The sequence below is a fragment of the Sulfurisoma sediminicola genome (assembly GCF_003865015.1).
GTDB lineage: Bacteria > Pseudomonadota > Gammaproteobacteria > Burkholderiales > Rhodocyclaceae > Sulfurisoma > Sulfurisoma sediminicola.
In genome coordinates, this window is record NZ_BHVV01000002.1 from 266,003 (window position 1) to 284,357 (window position 18,355).

Below are 18,355 nucleotides of genomic sequence, written 5' to 3' on the forward strand. Positions count from 1 at the left end.
GACGTGTGATTCATTCTACGCCCGGCCGCCTTTCCGGCGGCTGACGGCCGCTTATGGCGCCGTGCTAGACTTGAACCAAAAAAGGAGGCCGCATCGAGTCTCCGCGCCAGGCCGTAGGGGACCGCAAATGCTGAAATTGTTCGTCGTCGAAGACCATGCGCTGGTGCGCGAGGGCCTGATGCAGGCATTGCAGACGCTGGCGGGCGACGACGAGCCGGTCGAGGTGCGCGGCGCGGCGTCGGCCGATGAGGCTCTGGCGCTTCTCGGCGAAGACGCCGACGTCGATCTGATACTCCTCGACGTGATGCTGCCGGGGACCGGTGGCCTGGCGCTGCTCGGTGCTCTGCGCAAGCGCCATCCGGACGTGCCGGTGCTGATGCTGTCGGCGCTCGACGATGCCGAAACCGTGCGCCGTGCCATGCGCCAGGGGGCCGCCGGCTTCGTGCCCAAGGCGAGTTCGACCGATACCCTGCTCGGTGCCGTGCGCCAGGTGCTGGCCGGCGATCACTACCTGCCGCCGCAGTTCGCCGAAGCGCCGCCGCAACGGGCGCGTGGCAACATCCAGACCCGCTTTCACCTGACCGCGGCGCAGATGCGCGTGCTCGAACTGCTGGTCGAGGGCAAGACCAACCGCGAGATCGGGGAGGTCATCGGCGTGACCGAAGGCACGGTGAAGATCCACGTTTCCGCGATATTCAAGGCGCTCGGTGTCTCGAACCGCTCGCAGGCCCTGCTGGTGGCAGGGCGGTACGGCTTGAAAGCCAGGTAGGACGATCCTCCTCAGGCGGCCTTCAGTGCGCCGCCGAACCCCGCGCCCGCCGAGACTGCATGGGCGGGTTGGTCGCGCGGCTGGCTGGCTTCCTCGCCGGCGTGTTCGATGGTGATCTGCAGAAGTTCCAGGACTTGGTGCGCTACGCCGCGCGCGGCGTTTGCGAGTTGCGTCGGCAGCGCCCCGGGGATTTCTTTCTGCAGCAGCAGCTTCGAAGCCGAGAGCGCGAACACCGGGTCGAGCAGGCGGTCGCGGTACGGCGCGAGCATGTCCTGCACGGCCGTTTCGGCGGCCTCGCGCTGCCATGCATTGATCGGCCACTGCATCGGGATGGCGTAGGCCCGCGGGAACATCTCGAGGTCGCGCATGAGGGCGTGAATGTCTTCATGCGAATCACGGAAGGGCAGCAGCACGAGATCCGCGAGGCCGTAGAGCTTGCGGTCCATCTCGGTGCGGTTGCCGCCGCCGTCGATCACGCCCATCCAGGCCGGCAGCGAGCGGATCTTGCCGGCGACCTTGGCCAGGGCTTCGCGGCTGCGCGCATCGGCGACGAGGTAGCGACGGCCAGCCGGTTGGAGCGGCTCGCGTCCCGTGTCGGTAAGGACGCAGACCGAACGTTGGCCAAGCAGGCCAAGGCCCTGGCACAGCATGTGCGAAAGCGTGGTCTTGCCGGTGCCGCCCTTGTTGCCGATAACGCAGATGATGTCCGCCATGTCCCCTCCTCCACACGCCCGCAGCCGAAAGGCACGAACGGGTGGGGTGTCAGGCGGTGATTATTGGGGACGCGGCGGCGGCGCGATGGGGGGAAATGGGGCGGAATCGCGGGTTTTATCGGCTTGGCCGCAGGCCGGTGCGACGCGGCAATCAGGTTTTGCGCCCCGCGAGTCGGTTCATGGCAAGTCCGGCAACACCTTGCCGGGATTGAGAATGTCGTCGGGGTCCAGCGCGCGCTTGATCGTACGCATCACGTCGAGTGCGGCCACCCCATGCTCGAGTTCGAGATACTTGCGCTTGCCGCGGCCGACACCGTGTTCACCGGTGCAGGTGCCTTCCATGCCGATGGCGCGCTCGACCAGCCGCTGCGAGAAGGCATGGGCACGCTCGATCTCTCCGGTGCTGTCCGGGTCGGCGAGCAGCAGCAGGTGGAAGTTGCCATCGCCGACGTGGCCGAGCAGCGGTGCGACCAGGCGGCTCTTCTCGATGTCGGCCACGGTCTCGGCGATGCAGTCGGCCAGTCGCGAGATCGGTACGCAGACGTCGGTGGTGAGCGAGCGGGCGCCGGGACGCAGCCCCAGGCAGGCGTAATAGGCGTCGTGGCGGGCCTGCCACAGGCGCGAGCGGTCCTCCGGTTTGTCTGCCCATTCGAAGTCCATGCCGCCGTGGCCGGCGGCGATCTCCTGCACCGTCCGCGCCTGCTCGGTGACGCCGGCGGGCGAGCCGTGGAATTCGAAGAACAGCGTCGGCGCTTCGCGCAAGCTCGTCTTGCTGTGGCGGTTTATGGCCCTGATCGCGAGCGCGTCGAGCAACTCGATGCGTGCGACGGGAACGCCGATCTGTATGGTCTCGATCACGCTGTCCACCGCTGCAGCGATCGACGGGAAGGCGCAGACCGCCGAGGAGATCGCCTCGGGCAGCGGGTAAAGCCTCACGGTAAGCTCGGTGATGATGCCCAGCGTGCCTTCGGAACCGATCATCAGCCGCGTGAGATCGTAGCCGGCGGAGGACTTCTTCGCGCGGCTCCCGGTCCTGATCACGCGGCCGTCGGCGAGCACCACGGTCATGCCGAGCACGCTCTCGCGCATGGTGCCGTAACGCACGGCATTGGTGCCCGAGGCGCGCGTCGCCGCCATGCCGCCGAGGCTGGCGTCGGCGCCGGGGTCGATGGGGAAGAACAGGCCGGTGTCGCGCAGGCTGGCGTTGAGCTGCTTGCGCGTCACGCCAGCCTCGACGGAGGCGTCGAGATCCCCGGCGCGCACGGCGAGCACCCTGTTCATGCCGGAGAGGTCGAGCGAAATGCCGCCGCGCACGGCATGCAGGTGGCCTTCGAGGGAGGTGCCGGTGCCGAAGGCGATCACCGGCACGCGATGCCGGTGACAGAGTGTGACCGTCGCGGCGACGTCGTCAGTGCTCTGCGCGAACACGACGGCGTCGGGCGGTACCGGCGCGAACGAGGATTCGTCGCGGCCATGCTGCAGCCGCACCGCCTCGCTCGTGGCGCAGCGCTCGCCGAAGCGGGCACGCAGGGCGTCAAGCAGGACGGCGGGCAGCGCGCTCACGTCAGAGTATCTTGCAGGCCTCGTCGAACTCTAGGCGCGGGCTGCGCGGAAACAGCTTGGAAGGGTCGCCGTAGCCGAGGTTGCAGAGGAAGTTCGACTTGACGCGGCCGTCGGGGAAGAATTCGCGGTCGACGGCGGCATTGTCGAAGCCGGACATCGGGCCGCAGTCGAGGCCCAGCGCGCGCGCGGCGAGCATGAAGTAGGCGGTCTGCAGCGTGCCGTTGCGGAAGGCGGTGATGCGCGCCACCTCTTCCTTGCCGGGGCCGTCGAACCAGGGGCGGGCGTCGGTGTGGGGGAAGAGTTTGGGCAGCAGTTCGAAGAAGCGGCTGTCCTGGCCGAAGATGGCGACGACAGGCGCGGACAGGGTTTTCTCGACGTTGCCTTCCATCAAGGCCGGCTTGAGGCGGGCCTTGGCGGCGGCCGACTTGACGAAGACGACGCGTAACGGCGAGCAGTTCGCCGAGGTCGGGCCCATGCGGGCGATATCCCACGCCTGATGCAGCAGGGCGTCGTCGACCGGCTTGTCCATCCACCCGTTGTGAGTACGCGCTTCGGTGAAAAGGGCCTTGATGGCATCTTGCGAGATTTTTTCGGACATGGAGTTCGTCTCTGTGGTCGGGGATGGGAGTGTCGATTCTAAGGCCCGGCGATGGCGTCGCGGCGCCGGAAAGTCGGGCCGTGAGAGGCATTGACAAGAATTCGATAGGTGACGATAATGCGCGGTTTCGCTGGAGGGGTACCCAAGCGGTCAACGGGATCAGACTGTAAATCTGACGGCTCTGCCTTCGAAGGTTCGAATCCTTCCCCCTCCACCAAGGTTTCTCTGTAGCAGGTAATTTCGGTTTCGGTCGCCGTGTGGCGGCCACGGCGGGCGGGTGTAGTTCAATGGTAGAACCTCAGCCTTCCAAGCTGATGACGCGGGTTCGATTCCCGCTACCCGCTCCAGGCAGTTTGATTGTTTGACAAGTTTCGCCCTTGTAGCTCAGTGGCAGAGCACTCCCTTGGTAAGGGAGAGGTCGCGTGTTCGATCCACGCCAAGGGCACCAGATTTCAGAATTCTGTTCATTTGATTGGGGTGATCGATCATGGCAAAAGGCAAGTTTGAGCGTACGAAGCCGCACGTGAACGTGGGGACGATTGGGCACGTGGATCACGGCAAGACCACGTTGACGGCGGCGATCACGACGATTCTGTCGGCGAAGTTTGGTGGCGAGGCGAAGGCCTACGACCAGATCGATGCGGCGCCGGAAGAGAAAGCGCGCGGCATCACCATCAACACCGCCCACGTCGAATACGAGACGGCTGCCCGCCACTACGCCCACGTCGACTGCCCGGGCCACGCCGACTACGTCAAGAACATGATCACCGGTGCCGCCCAGATGGACGGTGCCATTCTGGTGGTATCCGCCGCCGACGGCCCGATGCCGCAGACGCGCGAGCACATCCTGCTCGCCCGCCAGGTCGGCGTGCCCTACATCATCGTCTTCATGAACAAGTGCGACATGGTCGACGACGCCGAACTGCTCGAGCTCGTCGAAATGGAAGTGCGCGAACTGCTCAGCAAGTACGACTTCCCCGGCGACGACACCCCCATCATCCACGGCAGCGCCGAGCTCGCCATGGAAGGCGACAAGGGCGACCTCGGCGAAGGCGCCATCATGAAACTGGCCGATGCCCTCGACAGCTACATTCCCACCCCCCGAGCGCGCCATCGACAAGCCCTTCCTGCTGCCGATCGAAGACGTCTTCTCCATCTCCGGACGCGGCACCGTCGTCACCGGCCGGGTCGAGCGAGGCATTGTCAAGGTCGGCGAAGAAATCGAAATCATCGGCATCCGCCCCACCGTCAAGACCACCTGTACCGGCGTCGAGATGTTCCGCAAGCTGCTCGACCAAGGCCAGGCCGGTGACAACGTCGGCGTGCTGCTGCGCGGCACCAAGCGCGAGGAAATCGAGCGTGGCCAGGTGCTGGCCAAGCCGGGCTCCATCACCCCGCACACCCACTTCAACTCGGAAGTCTATGTCCTGTCGAAGGACGAAGGCGGTCGCCATACCCCGTTCTTCAACGGCTACCGTCCGCAGTTCTACTTCCGGACGACGGACGTCACCGGCAGCATCGAGCTGCCGGCGGGCGTCGAGATGGTGATGCCGGGCGACAACGTGCAGATGACCGTGAAGCTGATCTGCCCGATCGCCATGGAAGAGGGCCTGCGCTTCGCCATCCGCGAAGGCGGCCGCACCGTCGGCGCCGGCGTCGTCGCCAAAATCATCGAGTAAAGGGGTCTCAAGGCTTGTTGGGGCGGCACCTGCGAGGGTGTCGCCCTTTTGAGTCTCTGCTGCAGGGGCGTAGCTCAATTGGCAGAGCGACGGTCTCCAAAACCGTAGGTTGGGGGTTCGATTCCCTCCGCCCCTGCCACCGAACACACGCCGCACGCCCGATCGCTGACGCATTGCCCAAGGACAGTAACGTACCGTAACGATGGCCGACAAAATCAAATTCGCGCTGGCGCTTCTGCTGCTCGCCGCCGGTCTCGCCGGCTTCTACATGCTCGGCGAACAGGCGATGATCGTGCGCGTGCTGTCGGTGCTCGCGGGTGTCGGTGCCGGCGCTGCCGTTGCCTGGTACACCGAGCCGGGCCAGCGCTTTTTTGGCTTCAGCAAGGAGGCGACGGCCGAGGCCAAGAAGGTTGCCTGGCCGACGCGCAAGGAGACCATGCAGACGACCGGCATCGTCTTCGGCTTCGTCGTGGTCATGGCCCTGTTTCTGTGGTTGACCGACAAGAGCCTCGAGTGGGTGCTTTACGATCTGGTGCTGGGCTGGAAAAAATCATGACAAAACGCTGGTACGTCGTTCACGCCTATTCCGGCTTCGAGAAATCGGTGCAGCGCGCGCTGATCGAGCGCATTGCTCGCGCCGGCATGCAAGACAAGTTCGGTCAGATCCTCGTCCCGGTCGAGGAGGTGGTCGAGATGAAGGGCGGCCAGAAGAGCATCTCCGAACGCAAGTTCTTCCCCGGCTACGTGCTGGTGGAGATGGACATGGACGACGAGTCCTGGCACCTCGTCAAGAGCACGCCCAAGGTGACCGGTTTCGTCGGTGGCACCGCCAACAAGCCGACGCCGATTTCCGAGAGGGAAGTCGACAAGATCATGCAGCAGATGCAGGAGGGCGTGGAGAAGCCGCGCCCCAAGGTGCTGTTCGAGGCCGGCGAAATGGTGCGCGTGAAGGAAGGTCCCTTCACCGACTTCAACGGCAGCGTCGAGGAAGTCAATTACGAAAAGAGCCGCCTGCGTGTCGCGGTCACGATTTTCGGCCGCTCCACGCCGGTCGAGCTGGAGTTCTCTCAGGTCGAGAAGGCCTAAGCGTCACAGCATCAGGTTGTTTGCCGTCGCCCCGGCGGTTTTTCCGGGGCAAGAGGAGCGCCAGTAGAGTCATCGACAGCGCGATATCACTCACTTAGGAGCATTTGTAATGGCGAAGAAAATCGTCGGCTACATCAAGCTGCAAGTGCCGGCGGGCAAGGCGAACCCCTCGCCCCCGATCGGCCCCGCGCTCGGCCAGCGCGGTCTCAACATCATGGAATTCTGCAAGGCGTTCAACGCCAAGACCCAGAGCCTCGAGCCCGGTCTGCCGATTCCCGTGATCATCACCGCCTTCGCGGACAAGAGCTTCACCTTCATCATGAAGACGCCGCCCGCGACCGTCCTCATCAAGAAGGCGGCCGGCATCCAGAAGGGTTCGCCGAAACCCCATACCGACAAGGTCGGCAATCTCACCCGCGCCCAGGCCGAGGAGATCGCCAAGGCCAAGATGCCGGATCTCACCGCCGCCGACATGGATGCCGCGGTGCGCACCATCGCCGGCAGCGCCCGCAGCATGGGCATCACCGTGGAAGGAGTCTGACATGGCGAAACTGTCCAAACGCACCCAGGCGCTGCGCGCCACCATCGACCGCAACAAGCTCTATCCCGTCACCGAGGCCCTGGGCCTGGTGAAGGGCAACGCCACTGCCAAGTTCGATGAGTCCATCGACGTCGCCGTGAACCTCGGCGTCGATGCCAAGAAATCCGACCAGCTGGTGCGCGGCTCCGTCGTGCTGCCTGCCGGCACCGGCAAGAACGTCCGCGTCGCCGTGTTCGCCCAGGGCGCCAAGGCCGAGGAGGCCAAGGCCGCCGGCGCCGACGTCGTCGGCTTCGACGATCTGGCCGCCAGCGTCAAGGGCGGTACCATCGACTTCGACGTCTGCATCGCCACGCCGGACGCCATGAAAGTGGTCGGCGCGCTCGGTCAGATCCTCGGTCCGCGCGGCCTGATGCCGAACCCGAAGGTCGGCACCGTGAGCATGGATGTCACCACCGCCGTGAAGAATGCCAAGGCCGGTCAGGTGCAGTACCGCACCGACAAGGGCGGCATCATCCAGTGCACCATCGGTCGCGCCTCCTTCACCGTCGAGGCGCTGCAGCAGAACCTCGGCGCGCTGCTCGATGCACTGAACAAGGCCAAGCCGGCCGCTTCCAAGGGTGTGTACCTGAAGAAGGTCGCGCTGTCTTCCACCATGGGTGGCGGCGTGCGCGTCGATCAGGCCAGCCTGGTTGCGCCTCAGGCACAGTAAGGATCTATAGCAGAAACTTTGAGCCGTGGCCGGCGCCTTCGGGCGGCGGCGGCGGATCGTCAAAGACCGCAGGCGCCGAACGGACGAAGTTCCCGAGGCTTAATCGCAAGGCAGCATGCTTGCAACCTGCGCAGACGGTGTGCTCAGAACAGGATTTCCGCCCCGGCGCAAACCGGGGCGTGCTCCTGATCCAGGTCGCCGTGGGTGCGACGGTTTTTTCGTCGCGTGTGGACTTGAAAGGAGATTGGATTCATGGGACTTAATCTGAACGACAAGAAGGCCATCGTGGCCCAGGTGTCGGCGGAAGTCGCCAAGGCTCAGACTCTTGTCGTCGCCGAGTATCGTGGCATCGAGGTGGGAGATCTCACCGCGCTGCGCAAGAAGGCACGCGAGGGCGGCGTTTACCTGCGGGTGTTGAAGAACACCCTGGTGCGTCGGGCCGTGGTCGACACTTCCTTCGCCGGCCTCACGGAGCAGATGGTCGGACCGCTGATCTACGCCTTCTCGGCGGATGCGGTCGCGGCTGCCAAGGTGTTGCATGACTTCGCCAAGAGCAATGACAAGCTGGTGCTCAAGGCGGGCTGCTTTAGTGGCAAGGTTCTCGACAAGGCCGGTGTGCAGGCGCTCGCCTCCATTCCCAGCCGCGAGGAGCTTCTCGCCAAGCTGCTCGGTGTCATGCAGGCGCCGGTCTCGGGCTTCGTCGGTGCGGTTGCCGCGCTGGCCAAAAAGCGCGAGCAAGAAGGCGCCACCGCCTGATCGACCGTACGGAAACATAATTCACGAAATTCAGACTTAGGAGTAATTGCAATGGCTATCACCAAAGAAGAAATCCTCGAAGCCGTCGGCGCCATGACCGTCATGGAACTGAACGACATGGTCAAGGCGTTTGAAGAGAAATTCGGCGTTTCCGCCGCATCCATGGCCGTCGCCGCCCCGGCCGCCGGTGGTGGCGCCGCCGCTGCCGAAGAGCAGACCGAATTCACCGTCATGCTGTTGTCTGCCGGCGAGAAGAAGGTTGAATGCATCAAGGTCGTCCGCGCCGCCACCGGCCTCGGCCTCAAGGAAGCCAAGGACCTCGTCGACGGCGCCCCGAAGGCCGTCAAGGAGGCGATTTCGAAGGCCGACGCCGAAGCCCTCAAGAAGCAGCTCGAGGAGGCCGGCGCCAAGGTCGAAGTCAAGTAATAGACCTATCGTGGTTCGGGCTGGCGACTGGCGTCGCCAGCCCTGTTGTGCATTGTGTTTTTCTGCCATTCGACCTGAACGAAAACCCGAATCGGCGGTCAGCAGAGTGGCCCGGACAGCCAGGCTTTTCTCCTGACCATCGACTCTGAAAAGAGAACGGAGCGACCATGAAGTACTCGTACACTGAGAAGCAGCGCATCCGCAAGAGCTTCGCCAAGCGCGCCAACGTGCTCAACGTGCCCTTCCTGCTGGCGACGCAGCTGGAGTCCTACACCCAGTTCCTGCAGGTTGACGTGTCGCCGCCCAGCCGCCGCACCCAGGGCCTGCAGGCCGCGTTCGGCTCGATCTTCCCCATCGTTGCGCATTCGGGCAATGCCCGTCTCGAGTTCGTCGAGTACAAGCTGGGCGAGCCTGCCTTCGATGTCAAGGAATGCCAGCAACGCGGCCTGACTTTCGCCTCGCCGTTGCGCGCCAAGGTGCGTCTGGTCATCCTCGACCGCGAGTCGAGCACCGAAAAGATCAAGGAAGTGAAGGAGCAGGAGGTTTACATGGGCGAGATTCCGCTCATGACCACCACTGGCTCGTTCGTCATCAACGGCACCGAGCGCGTCATCGTCTCGCAGCTGCATCGGTCACCCGGCGTGTTCTTCGAGCATGACCGCGGCAAGACTCATAGCTCGGGCAAGCTGCTGTTCTCTGCCCGCATCATCCCCTACCGTGGTTCCTGGCTCGACTACGAGTTCGATCCCAAGGACCTGCTCTATTTCCGTGTGGACCGCCGCCGCAAGATGCCGGTGACCATCCTGCTCAAGGCGATCGGCATGACGTCCGAGCAGATCCTCGCCGCCTTCTTCCAGTTCGACACCTTCCACCTGACCAAGAAGGGCGTGCAGCTCGAACTCGTGCCCGAGCGCCTGCGCGGCGAGGTGGCGAAATTCGACATCGTCGACAAGCACGGCAAGGTCGTTGTGCCCAAGGACAAACGCGTTACCGCCAAGCACATCCGCGAGATGGACGAGGCCGGGATGAAGAAGCTCCATGTCCCGGACGACTACGTCGTCGGCCGCATCATCGCCCACAACGTCGTCGATCCGGCGACGGGCGAGATCATCGCCCAGGCCAACGACGAGATCACCGACAGCCTGCTGGCCAAGCTGATGGAGTCCGGCGTCGATACGCTGCAGACGCTCTACGTGAACGACCTCGATCGCGGTCCGTACATCTCGAACACGCTGCGTTCCGACGAGACCGCCGACCAGTGGGCGGCGCGCGTCGCCATCTACCGCATGATGCGTCCGGGCGAGCCGCCGACCGAGGAAGCCGTCGAGTCGCTGTTCAACGGCCTGTTCTACTCGGAGGAGCGCTACGACCTCTCCGTCGTCGGTCGCATGAAGTTCAACCGCCGCGTCGGCCGCGAGGCTCTCGACGGTGCATCGACCCTGTCGAACGAGGATATCGTCGACGTCATTCGCATCCTCGTCGAGCTGCGCAACGGCCGTGGCGAGATCGACGACATCGATCACCTCGGTAACCGCCGGGTGCGCTCGGTCGGCGAACTGGCCGAGAACCAGTTCCGCGCCGGCCTCGTTCGCGTCGAGCGCGCCGTCAAGGAGCGCCTGAACCAGGCCGAGAGCGACAACCTGATGCCGCACGACCTGATCAACGCCAAGCCGATCAGCGCCGCGATCAAGGAATTCTTCGGCTCCTCGCAGCTGTCGCAGTTCATGGACCAGACCAACCCGCTGTCCGAAATCACGCACAAGCGCCGCGTTTCGGCGCTGGGTCCGGGCGGCCTGACGCGCGAGCGCGCCGGCTTCGAAGTGCGCGACGTGCACCCGACCCACTACGGTCGCGTCTGCCCGATCGAGACGCCGGAAGGCCCGAACATCGGCCTCATCAATTCGCTGGCCCTCTACGCCCGCACCAACCACTATGGCTTCATGGAGACGCCGTACCGCAAGGTGACGGACGGCCATGTCACCGACGAAATCGAATTCCTCTCGGCGATCGAGGAGGGCAACTTCATCATCGCCCAGGCCAACGCCGAACTCGACAAGAAGGGCCGCCTCACCGATGAACTGGTGTCCTGCCGCTTCAAGGGTGAATTCGAGCTCAAGGGTCCGGCCGAGGTGCAGTACATGGACGTGGCGCCGGGACAGATCGTCTCGGTGGCCGCTTCGCTGATTCCCTTCCTCGAGCATGACGACGCCAACCGCGCACTGATGGGCGCCAACATGCAGCGCCAGGCCGTGCCCTGCCTGCGCCCGGAAAAGGCGCTGGTCGGCACCGGGATCGAGCGCACAGTCGCTGTCGACTCCGGCACCGCGGTGCAGGCCCTGCGCGGCGGCGTCATCGACTATGTCGATGCCGATCGCATCGTGGTGCGCGTGCATGACGCCGAAACCGTCGCCGGCGAAGTCGGCGTCGACATCTACAACCTGACCAAGTACACCCGTTCCAACCAGAACACCAACATCAACCAGCGGCCTGTGGTCAAGGTCGGCGACATCATCGCCAAGGGCGACGTGGTGGCCGACGGCGCCTCCACCGACCTCGGTGAACTGGCGCTCGGCCAGAACATGCTGGTCGCCTTCATGCCCTGGAACGGCTACAACTTCGAAGACTCGATCCTCATCTCCGAGCGCGTCGTCGCCGAGGACCGCTTCACCTCGATCCACATCGAGGAACTGACCGTCGTCGCTCGCGACACCAAGCTCGGTGCCGAAGAGATCACTCGCGACATCGCCACCCTGGGCGAGGCCCAGCTCGGTCGTCTCGACGAGTCCGGCATCGTCTACATCGGCGCCGAGGTCGAGGCCGGCGACGTCCTCGTCGGCAAGGTCACCCCGAAAGGCGAGACCCAGCTGACGCCGGAAGAGAAGCTGCTGCGCGCGATCTTCGGCGAGAAGGCCTCCGACGTGAAGGACACCTCGCTGCGCGTGCCCTCGGGCATGTCCGGCACGGTCATCGACGTGCAGGTATTCACCCGCGAAGGCATCGAGCGCGACAAGCGCGCCCAGTCGATCATCGACGACATGCTCAAGGGCTACAAGCAGGACCTGGCCGACCAGATGCGCATCGTCGAGCGCGACACCTTCTCGCGCATCGAGAAGCTGCTGCTGCACAAGGTCGCCAACAAGGGACCGAAGAAGCTGGCCAAGGGCAGCAAGATCACCAAGGACTACCTGGCCGGGCTCGAACACTATCACTGGTTCGACGTCTCGCTCGAGAACGAGGATGCGCAGCAGCAGCTCGAGAACCTGCGCGACAGCCTGGAGCAGACGCGCAAGGATTTCGACATCGCCTTCGAGGCGAAGAAGAAGAAGCTCACCCAGGGCGACGAACTGCCGCCGGGCGTGCAGAAGATGGTCAAGGTCTACCTCGCCGTCAAGCGTCGCCTGCAGCCGGGTGACAAGATGGCCGGCCGCCACGGCAACAAGGGTGTCGTTTCCAAGATCGTTCCGGTCGAGGATATGCCCTACATGGAGGACGGCACCCCGGTCGACGTCGTGCTCAATCCGCTCGGCGTGCCGTCGCGAATGAACATCGGCCAGATCCTCGAGACCCACCTCGGCTGGGCCGCCAAGGGCCTCGGCCGCCGCATCGACGACATGCTGCGGCGTCAGGCCAATGCCACCGAGGTGCGCAAGTACCTCAACAGCATCTACAACACCTCGGGCAAGGGCGAGACTCTCGACAGCCTGGTCGATGGCGAAATCATGACCTTGGCTGGCAACCTGTGCGGCGGCGTACCCTTCGCCACCCCGGTGTTCGATGGCGCCAAGGAAGAGGAGATCCGCACCATGCTGAATCTCGCCTATCCCGAGGACGTCGCGAAAAAGCTGAGCATGACCGCAACCAAGACCCAGGTCGTGCTTAGCGATGGCCGCACCGGCGAACCGTTCGAGCGCCCGGTCACCGTCGGTTACATGCACGTGCTGAAGCTGCACCACCTGGTCGATGACAAGATGCATGCCCGTTCGACCGGCCCCTACAGCCTGGTCACGCAGCAGCCGCTGGGCGGCAAGGCGCAGTTCGGCGGCCAGCGCTTCGGCGAGATGGAAGTCTGGGCGCTGGAAGCCTACGGCGCCACCTACACGCTGCAGGAGATGCTCACCGTCAAGTCCGACGACGTCAATGGCCGTACCAAAGTGTATGAAAACATCGTCAAGGGCGAGCACAAGATCGACGCGGGCATGCCGGAATCCTTCAACGTACTGGTGAAGGAAATCCGCTCGCTCGCCATCGACATCGACCTTGAGCGTTATTGATTCGCGTCACCTCGACATCTGGAGAACCTGACATGAAAAGTCTGTTTGCCGACCTGTTCAAGCAGAACATCGCCGCCGAGGAGGAGTTTGACGCGATCACCATTGGGCTCGCTTCGCCCGACAAGATCCGTTCCTGGTCCTACGGCGAGGTGAAGAAGCCCGAGACCATCAACTACCGCACCTTCAAGCCCGAGCGCGACGGTCTCTTCTGCGCCAAGATCTTCGGCCCGGTCAAGGACTACGAGTGCATCTGCGGCAAGTACAAGCGCCTCAAGCACCGCGGCGTGATCTGCGAGAAATGCGGCGTCGAGGTCACCCAGTCCAAGGTGCGCCGCGAGCGCATGGGCCACATCGAACTCGCCTCGCCGACCGCCCACATCTGGTTCCTCAAGTCGCTGCCCAGCCGCCTCGGCATGGTGCTCGACATGACGCTGCGCGACATCGAGCGCGTGCTCTACTTCGAGGCCTTCGTCGTTGTCGATCCGGGCATGACCCCGCTCAACCGCGGCCAGCTGCTGTCCGAGGACGACTACCTCGCCAAGGTCGAGGAGCACGGCGACGAATTCACCGCCATCATGGGCGCCGAGGGCGTGCGCGAGCTGCTGCATAGCCTCGATATCCCCCGCGAGATCGAAACCCTGCGCCAGGAACTGGAAACGACCGGTTCCGAGGCCAAGATCAAGAAGATCGCCAAGCGCCTCAAGGTGCTCGAGGCCTTCACGACTTCCGGCATCAAGCCCGAGTGGATGGTGCTGGAAGTGCTGCCGGTGCTGCCGCCCGACCTGCGCCCGCTGGTACCGCTCGATGGCGGCCGCTTCGCCACCTCCGACCTCAACGACCTGTATCGCCGAGTCATCAACCGCAACAACCGCCTCAAGCGCCTGCTCGAACTGAAGGCGCCGGACATCATCGTCCGCAACGAGAAGCGCATGCTGCAGGAGGCCGTCGACTCGCTGCTCGACAACGGCCGCCGCGGCAAGGCCATGACCGGCGCCAACAAGCGTCCGCTGAAGTCGCTGGCCGACATGATCAAGGGCAAGGGCGGCCGCTTCCGCCAGAACCTGCTGGGCAAGCGTGTCGACTACTCGGGCCGTTCGGTCATCGTCGTTGGCCCTCAGCTCAAGCTGCATCAGTGCGGCCTGCCGAAAAAGATGGCGCTGGAACTGTTCAAGCCCTTCATCTTCGAGCGCCTCGAGAAGCTCGGCGTCGCCAGCACCATCAAGGCCGCCAAGAAGGAGGTCGAATCCGAGACGCCCGTCGTCTGGGACATCCTTGAGGAAGTCATCCGCGAGCACCCGGTGCTGCTCAACCGCGCGCCGACGCTGCACCGCCTCGGCATCCAGGCCTTCGAGCCGACGCTGATCGAAGGCAAGGCGATCCAGTTGCACCCGCTGGTGTGTACCGCCTTCAACGCCGACTTCGACGGCGACCAGATGGCCGTGCACGTGCCGCTGTCCCTGGAAGCACAGATGGAGGCGCGCACGCTGATGCTCGCCTCGAACAACGTGCTGTCGCCCGCCAACGGCGCGCCGATCATCGTGCCGTCGCAGGACGTCGTGCTTGGCCTCTACTACGCCACGCGCGAGAACTCGGCGGGCAAGGGCTCGGGCGGTGTCTTTCCCGACATCGCCGAAATCACCCGCGCGCTGCAGTTGCGCGTGCTCGACCTGCATTCGCGCATCCAGGTGCGCATCAAGGAATACGAGCGCGACGGCGAAGGCTGGAAGGAAAAGATCACCCGCTACTCGACCACGGCCGGTCGCGCCCTGCTGTCGGAGATTCTGCCCAAGGGCCTGCCCTTCAAGGTCATCGACAAGCCGTTGAAGAAGAAGGAAATCTCCAAGCTGATCGACGAGAGCTTCCGTCGCTGCGGCCTCAAGGACACGGTCGTGTTCGCCGACAAGCTGATGCAGGCCGGCTTCACGCTGGCCACCCGCGGTGGCATCTCCATCTGCGTCGACGACATGCTGGTGCCGCAGGCCAAGCATGACCTCATCGAGGCTGCCGAGAAGGAAGTGAAGGAAATCGAGAAGCAATACACCTCAGGCCTCGTCACCGTCGGCGAACGCTACAACAAGGTTGTCGACATCTGGGGCCGCGCCGGGGATCAGGTCGCCAAGGCGATGATGGACCAATTGCAGCACGAGCGCGTCAAGGACGCTGTCAGCGGCAAGGAGGTCACGCAAGACTCCTTCAACTCCATCTACATGATGGCCGACTCGGGTGCGCGCGGCTCAGCCGCGCAGATCCGTCAGCTCGCCGGCATGCGCGGCCTGATGGCCAAGCCGGACGGTTCCATCATCGAGACGCCGATCACCACCAACTTCCGCGAGGGCCTCAACGTTCTGCAGTACTTCATCTCCACGCACGGCGCCCGCAAGGGCCTGGCCGATACTGCGCTGAAGACCGCGAACTCCGGCTATCTCACCCGCCGCCTCGTCGATGTGACTCAGGATCTGGTGGTGATCGAGGACGACTGCGGCACCGAGCAGGGCTTCGCCATGAAGGCGCTGGTCGAGGGCGGCGAAGTGATCGAGCCGCTGCGCGAGCGCATCCTCGGCCGCGTGGTCTCCAGCGATGTGCTCAACCCCGACACCCAGGACGTGCTTTACGAAGCGGGCTATCTGCTCGACGAAGACGCCGTCGATAACATCGAGACGCTGGGCATCGACGAGGTACGCGTGCGCACCCCGCTGTCCTGCGAGACGCGGTACGGCCTCTGCGCCAAGTGCTACGGCCGCGACTTGGGTCGTGGCTCGCTGGTCAACGCGGGCGAAGCCGTCGGCGTCATCGCCGCGCAGTCGATCGGCGAACCCGGTACCCAGCTGACCATGCGGACCTTCCACGTCGGTGGTGCCGCCTCGCGGGCCGCGGCGCAGAGTCAGGTAGAGGCCAAGAGCACGGGTACCATCCGTTTCACCGCGACCGTGCGCTACGTCACCAGCCCGAAGAACGAGAAGGTCGTGATTTCGCGTTCCGGCGAAGTCATGATCACCGACGACAACGGCCGCGAGCGCGAGCGCCACAAGGTGCCTTACGGCGCCACCCTGCTGGTCGACGACGGTCAGCACATCAAGGCTGGCCTGGCGCTCGCCACCTGGGATCCGCACACCCGGCCGATCGTCACCGAGTACGCGGGCATGGTCAAGTTCGAGCATGTCGAGGAAGGTGCCACTGTCGCCAAACAGATCGACGAGGTCACAGGCCTGTCGACACTGGTGGTCATCGATCCCAAGCGCGGCACCAAGTCGCAGGCCAAGGGACTGCGGCCGCAGGTCAAGCTGCTCGACGAAGCGGGCCAGGAAGTCAAGATTCACGGAACCGAGCATTCGGTCGCGATTACCTTCCAGGTCGGCTCCATCATCACGGTGAAGGACGGCCAGACCGTTTCCCTCGGTGAGATTCTGGCGCGCATTCCGCAGGAATCCGCCAAGACGCGGGACATTACCGGCGGTCTGCCGCGCGTGGCCGAGCTGTTCGAGGCCCGTTCGCCCAAGGATGCCGGCATGTTGGCCGAGGTTACCGGCACGGTGTCCTTCGGCAAGGACACCAAGGGCAAGCAGCGCCTGATCATCACCGAACCCGATGGCACGGCGAATGAGTACCTGATCACCAAGGACAAGCATGTCATGGCCCATGATGGCCAGGTGGTCAACAAGGGGGAAATCATCGTCGATGGCCCGGTCGAGCCCCACGACATACTGCGTCTCAAGGGCATCGAGGAACTGGCCCGCTACATCATCGACGAGGTGCAGGACGTCTATCGCCTGCAGGGCGTGAAGATCAACGACAAGCACATCGAGGTGATCGTGCGCCAGATGCTGCGTCGCGTCGTCATCACCGAACCGGGTGATTCCAAGTTCATCCGCGAGGAGCAGGTGGAGCGTTCCCAGGTGCTCGACGAGAACGACAGGCTGCTCGGCGAAGGCAAGCGTCCGGCTGAGTATCAGAACATTCTGCTCGGCATCACCAAGGCTTCGCTGTCGACCGACTCCTTCATCTCCGCCGCATCCTTCCAGGAAACGACGCGCGTGCTGACCGAAGCGGCGATCATGGGCAAGCGCGACGAACTGCGTGGCCTCAAGGAGAACGTCATCGTCGGCCGCCTGATTCCGGCGGGTACCGGCCTTGCCTATCATCGTGCCCGTCGCATGCAGTCGGCAGGCGAGGATGCCGCCCAGGGCGTGTTCGATCTGCCGCCGGCCGAGCCGGCCAGTGAAGAAGGTGCCCAGATCGGTTGACGCTGGCCGATCTGGAATGTAGAATCCCGCCTCTTTTCTCCCACGAGGGAGAGGCGGAATTGCGAAAAAGCCGCTGAAATCAATGTTTCGCGGCAGCTTTCGGTAACAGTTTTCGGGATATAGAGAATATGCCTACCATCAATCAGCTCGTGCGCAAGGGGCGCCAAGCCCCCCAAAGCAAGAGTAAAGTGCCCGCCCTGGCGAACTGCCCGGCCAAACGCGGCGTCTGTACCCGTGTGTACACCACCACGCCGAAGAAGCCGAACTCCGCGCTGCGCAAGGTCGCCAAGGTGCGCCTGACCAACGGCTTCGAAGTCATTTCCTACATCGGCGGCGAAGGCCACAACCTGCAGGAGCACTCGGTGGTGCTGATCCGCGGTGGCCGTGTCAAGGATCTGCCGGGCGTGCGTTATCACATCGTTCGCGGCAGTCTCGACACCCAGGGTGTCAAGGACCGTAAACAGAGCCGTTCGAAGTACGGCGCCAAGCGGCCCAAGGCTGCTTGATTTCAGGAGTAAGTTATGCCCCGTCGTCGTGAAGTACCCAAGCGCGATATCCTGCCCGATCCCAAGTTCGGCAGCGTCGATCTCTCCAAGTTCGTCAATGTGCTGATGACCAGTGGCAAGAAGTCCGTCGCCGAGCGCATCATCTACGGCGCCTTCTCCACCATTGCCAGCAAGAGCGGCAAGGATCCGCTCGAGGTCTTCAATCAGGCGGTGAGCAACGTCAAGCCGATCGTCGAGGTGAAGAGCCGTCGCGTCGGTGGCGCCAACTATCAGGTTCCGGTCGAGGTGCGTCCGTCCCGTCGTATGGCCCTGTCGATGCGCTGGATCCGCGAGGCGGCGCGCAAGCGCTCCGAGAAATCCATGGGCCAGCGTCTGGCGAGCGAACTGCTCGAAGCGGCCGAAGGGCGCGGGGCGGCGATGAAGAAGCGCGAAGAAGTCCACCGCATGGCCGAGGCCAACAAGGCGTTCTCGCACTTCCGTTTCTAAGAAGTTCCGTG

At 64.1% G+C, this 18,355-nt stretch carries 14 protein-coding genes, 4 tRNA genes and 1 pseudogene; 16 read left to right on the top strand and 3 right to left on the bottom strand.

Features of this window, described 5'->3' with window-relative positions; genetic code table 11:
* Nucleotides 1-127 precede the first annotated feature (127 nt).
* A complete protein-coding gene (locus EJE94_RS05305; protein WP_121240409.1) occupies nucleotides 128-769 on the top strand; it encodes a response regulator transcription factor in 642 nt (213 codons plus the stop codon).
* A gap of 11 nt (nucleotides 770-780) precedes the next feature.
* On the opposite strand, the gene EJE94_RS05310 is transcribed toward EJE94_RS05305, so the two are convergent.
* From EJE94_RS05310 to EJE94_RS05320, 3 genes are all read right to left on the bottom strand, one after another.
* The gene (locus EJE94_RS05310; RefSeq protein ID WP_243642531.1) at nucleotides 781-1,482 is read right to left on the bottom strand and encodes a P-loop NTPase family protein; all 702 of its coding nucleotides are present in this window, start codon (nucleotides 1,480-1,482) and stop codon (nucleotides 781-783) included.
* A 177-nt stretch (nucleotides 1,483-1,659) separates the two neighbouring features.
* Nucleotides 1,660-3,045, bottom strand: coding sequence for an FAD-binding oxidoreductase (locus tag EJE94_RS05315; protein WP_121240410.1), 1,386 nt, complete (start codon nucleotides 3,043-3,045; stop codon nucleotides 1,660-1,662).
* Nucleotide 3,046: 1 nt separating this feature from the next.
* On the bottom strand, nucleotides 3,047-3,643 hold the full coding sequence (locus tag EJE94_RS05320) for a malonic semialdehyde reductase (RefSeq protein ID WP_121240411.1): 597 nt from the start codon (nucleotides 3,641-3,643) through the stop codon (nucleotides 3,047-3,049).
* 132 nt (nucleotides 3,644-3,775) lie between these two features.
* Between EJE94_RS05320 and EJE94_RS05325 the strand changes: the two genes are divergently transcribed.
* From EJE94_RS05325 to rpsG, 15 genes and pseudogenes are all read left to right on the top strand, one after another.
* Nucleotides 3,776-3,860, top strand: a tRNA-Tyr gene (locus tag EJE94_RS05325).
* 56 nt (nucleotides 3,861-3,916) lie between these two features.
* A tRNA-Gly gene (locus EJE94_RS05330) sits at nucleotides 3,917-3,990 on the top strand.
* A 26-nt stretch (nucleotides 3,991-4,016) separates the two neighbouring features.
* Nucleotides 4,017-4,091 (top strand) — tRNA-Thr (locus EJE94_RS05335).
* Nucleotides 4,092-4,130: 39 nt separating this feature from the next.
* Nucleotides 4,131-5,322 (top strand): annotated as a pseudogene (gene tuf / locus EJE94_RS05340) (elongation factor Tu).
* A gap of 63 nt (nucleotides 5,323-5,385) precedes the next feature.
* Nucleotides 5,386-5,461, top strand: a tRNA-Trp gene (locus EJE94_RS05345).
* 63 nt (nucleotides 5,462-5,524) lie between these two features.
* A complete protein-coding gene (gene secE / locus EJE94_RS05350) occupies nucleotides 5,525-5,878 on the top strand; it encodes a preprotein translocase subunit SecE (protein WP_121240413.1) in 354 nt (117 codons plus the stop codon).
* On the top strand, nucleotides 5,875-6,408 hold the full coding sequence (nusG, locus tag EJE94_RS05355) for a transcription termination/antitermination protein NusG (protein ID WP_121240414.1): 534 nt from the start codon (nucleotides 5,875-5,877) through the stop codon (nucleotides 6,406-6,408). The genes secE and nusG overlap by 4 nt, the downstream gene beginning before the upstream one ends.
* Nucleotides 6,409-6,517: 109 nt before the next feature.
* Nucleotides 6,518-6,949: a 50S ribosomal protein L11 gene (gene rplK / locus EJE94_RS05360; RefSeq protein ID WP_121240415.1), complete on the top strand. Its 432-nt coding sequence runs from the start codon at nucleotides 6,518-6,520 to the stop codon at nucleotides 6,947-6,949.
* A gap of 1 nt (nucleotide 6,950) precedes the next feature.
* On the top strand, nucleotides 6,951-7,658 hold the full coding sequence (gene rplA / locus EJE94_RS05365) for a 50S ribosomal protein L1 (RefSeq protein ID WP_121240416.1): 708 nt from the start codon (nucleotides 6,951-6,953) through the stop codon (nucleotides 7,656-7,658).
* Between the two features lie 252 nt (nucleotides 7,659-7,910).
* Nucleotides 7,911-8,414: a 50S ribosomal protein L10 gene (rplJ, locus tag EJE94_RS05370; RefSeq protein ID WP_121240417.1), complete on the top strand. Its 504-nt coding sequence runs from the start codon at nucleotides 7,911-7,913 to the stop codon at nucleotides 8,412-8,414.
* A gap of 51 nt (nucleotides 8,415-8,465) precedes the next feature.
* The gene (rplL, locus tag EJE94_RS05375; protein ID WP_121240418.1) at nucleotides 8,466-8,840 is read left to right on the top strand and encodes a 50S ribosomal protein L7/L12; all 375 of its coding nucleotides are present in this window, start codon (nucleotides 8,466-8,468) and stop codon (nucleotides 8,838-8,840) included.
* 167 nt (nucleotides 8,841-9,007) lie between these two features.
* The gene (rpoB, locus tag EJE94_RS05380) at nucleotides 9,008-13,111 is read left to right on the top strand and encodes a DNA-directed RNA polymerase subunit beta (protein ID WP_121240419.1); all 4,104 of its coding nucleotides are present in this window, start codon (nucleotides 9,008-9,010) and stop codon (nucleotides 13,109-13,111) included.
* A 32-nt stretch (nucleotides 13,112-13,143) separates the two neighbouring features.
* Nucleotides 13,144-17,352, top strand: a complete 4,209-nt coding sequence (gene rpoC, locus EJE94_RS05385; RefSeq protein WP_121240420.1) for a DNA-directed RNA polymerase subunit beta' — start codon at nucleotides 13,144-13,146, stop codon at nucleotides 17,350-17,352.
* Nucleotides 17,353-17,480: 128 nt separating this feature from the next.
* Nucleotides 17,481-17,858, top strand: a complete 378-nt coding sequence (gene rpsL, locus EJE94_RS05390; protein WP_121240421.1) for a 30S ribosomal protein S12 — start codon at nucleotides 17,481-17,483, stop codon at nucleotides 17,856-17,858.
* A 15-nt stretch (nucleotides 17,859-17,873) separates the two neighbouring features.
* A complete protein-coding gene (gene rpsG / locus EJE94_RS05395; RefSeq protein WP_121240422.1) occupies nucleotides 17,874-18,344 on the top strand; it encodes a 30S ribosomal protein S7 in 471 nt (156 codons plus the stop codon).
* Nucleotides 18,345-18,355 lie beyond the last annotated feature (11 nt).

Bases quoted from the DNA above. Each gene is read 5' to 3' on its own strand.
- rplJ (WP_121240417.1), top strand. From the start codon at position 7,911: ATGGGACTTAATCTGAACGACAAGAAGGCCATCGTGGCCCAGGTGTCG.
- EJE94_RS05320 (WP_121240411.1), bottom strand. From the start codon at position 3,643: ATGTCCGAAAAAATCTCGCAAGATGCCATCAAGGCCCTTTTCACCGAA.
- nusG (WP_121240414.1), top strand. From the start codon at position 5,875: ATGACAAAACGCTGGTACGTCGTTCACGCCTATTCCGGCTTCGAGAAA.
- rplK (WP_121240415.1), top strand. From the start codon at position 6,518: ATGGCGAAGAAAATCGTCGGCTACATCAAGCTGCAAGTGCCGGCGGGC.
- rpoC (WP_121240420.1), top strand. From the start codon at position 13,144: ATGAAAAGTCTGTTTGCCGACCTGTTCAAGCAGAACATCGCCGCCGAG.
- rplL (WP_121240418.1), top strand. From the start codon at position 8,466: ATGGCTATCACCAAAGAAGAAATCCTCGAAGCCGTCGGCGCCATGACC.
- secE (WP_121240413.1), top strand. From the start codon at position 5,525: ATGGCCGACAAAATCAAATTCGCGCTGGCGCTTCTGCTGCTCGCCGCC.
- rplA (WP_121240416.1), top strand. From the start codon at position 6,951: ATGGCGAAACTGTCCAAACGCACCCAGGCGCTGCGCGCCACCATCGAC.
- rpsG (WP_121240422.1), top strand. From the start codon at position 17,874: ATGCCCCGTCGTCGTGAAGTACCCAAGCGCGATATCCTGCCCGATCCC.
- rpsL (WP_121240421.1), top strand. From the start codon at position 17,481: ATGCCTACCATCAATCAGCTCGTGCGCAAGGGGCGCCAAGCCCCCCAA.
- EJE94_RS05305 (WP_121240409.1), top strand. From the start codon at position 128: ATGCTGAAATTGTTCGTCGTCGAAGACCATGCGCTGGTGCGCGAGGGC.
- rpoB (WP_121240419.1), top strand. From the start codon at position 9,008: ATGAAGTACTCGTACACTGAGAAGCAGCGCATCCGCAAGAGCTTCGCC.
- EJE94_RS05310 (WP_243642531.1), bottom strand. From the start codon at position 1,482: ATGGCGGACATCATCTGCGTTATCGGCAACAAGGGCGGCACCGGCAAG.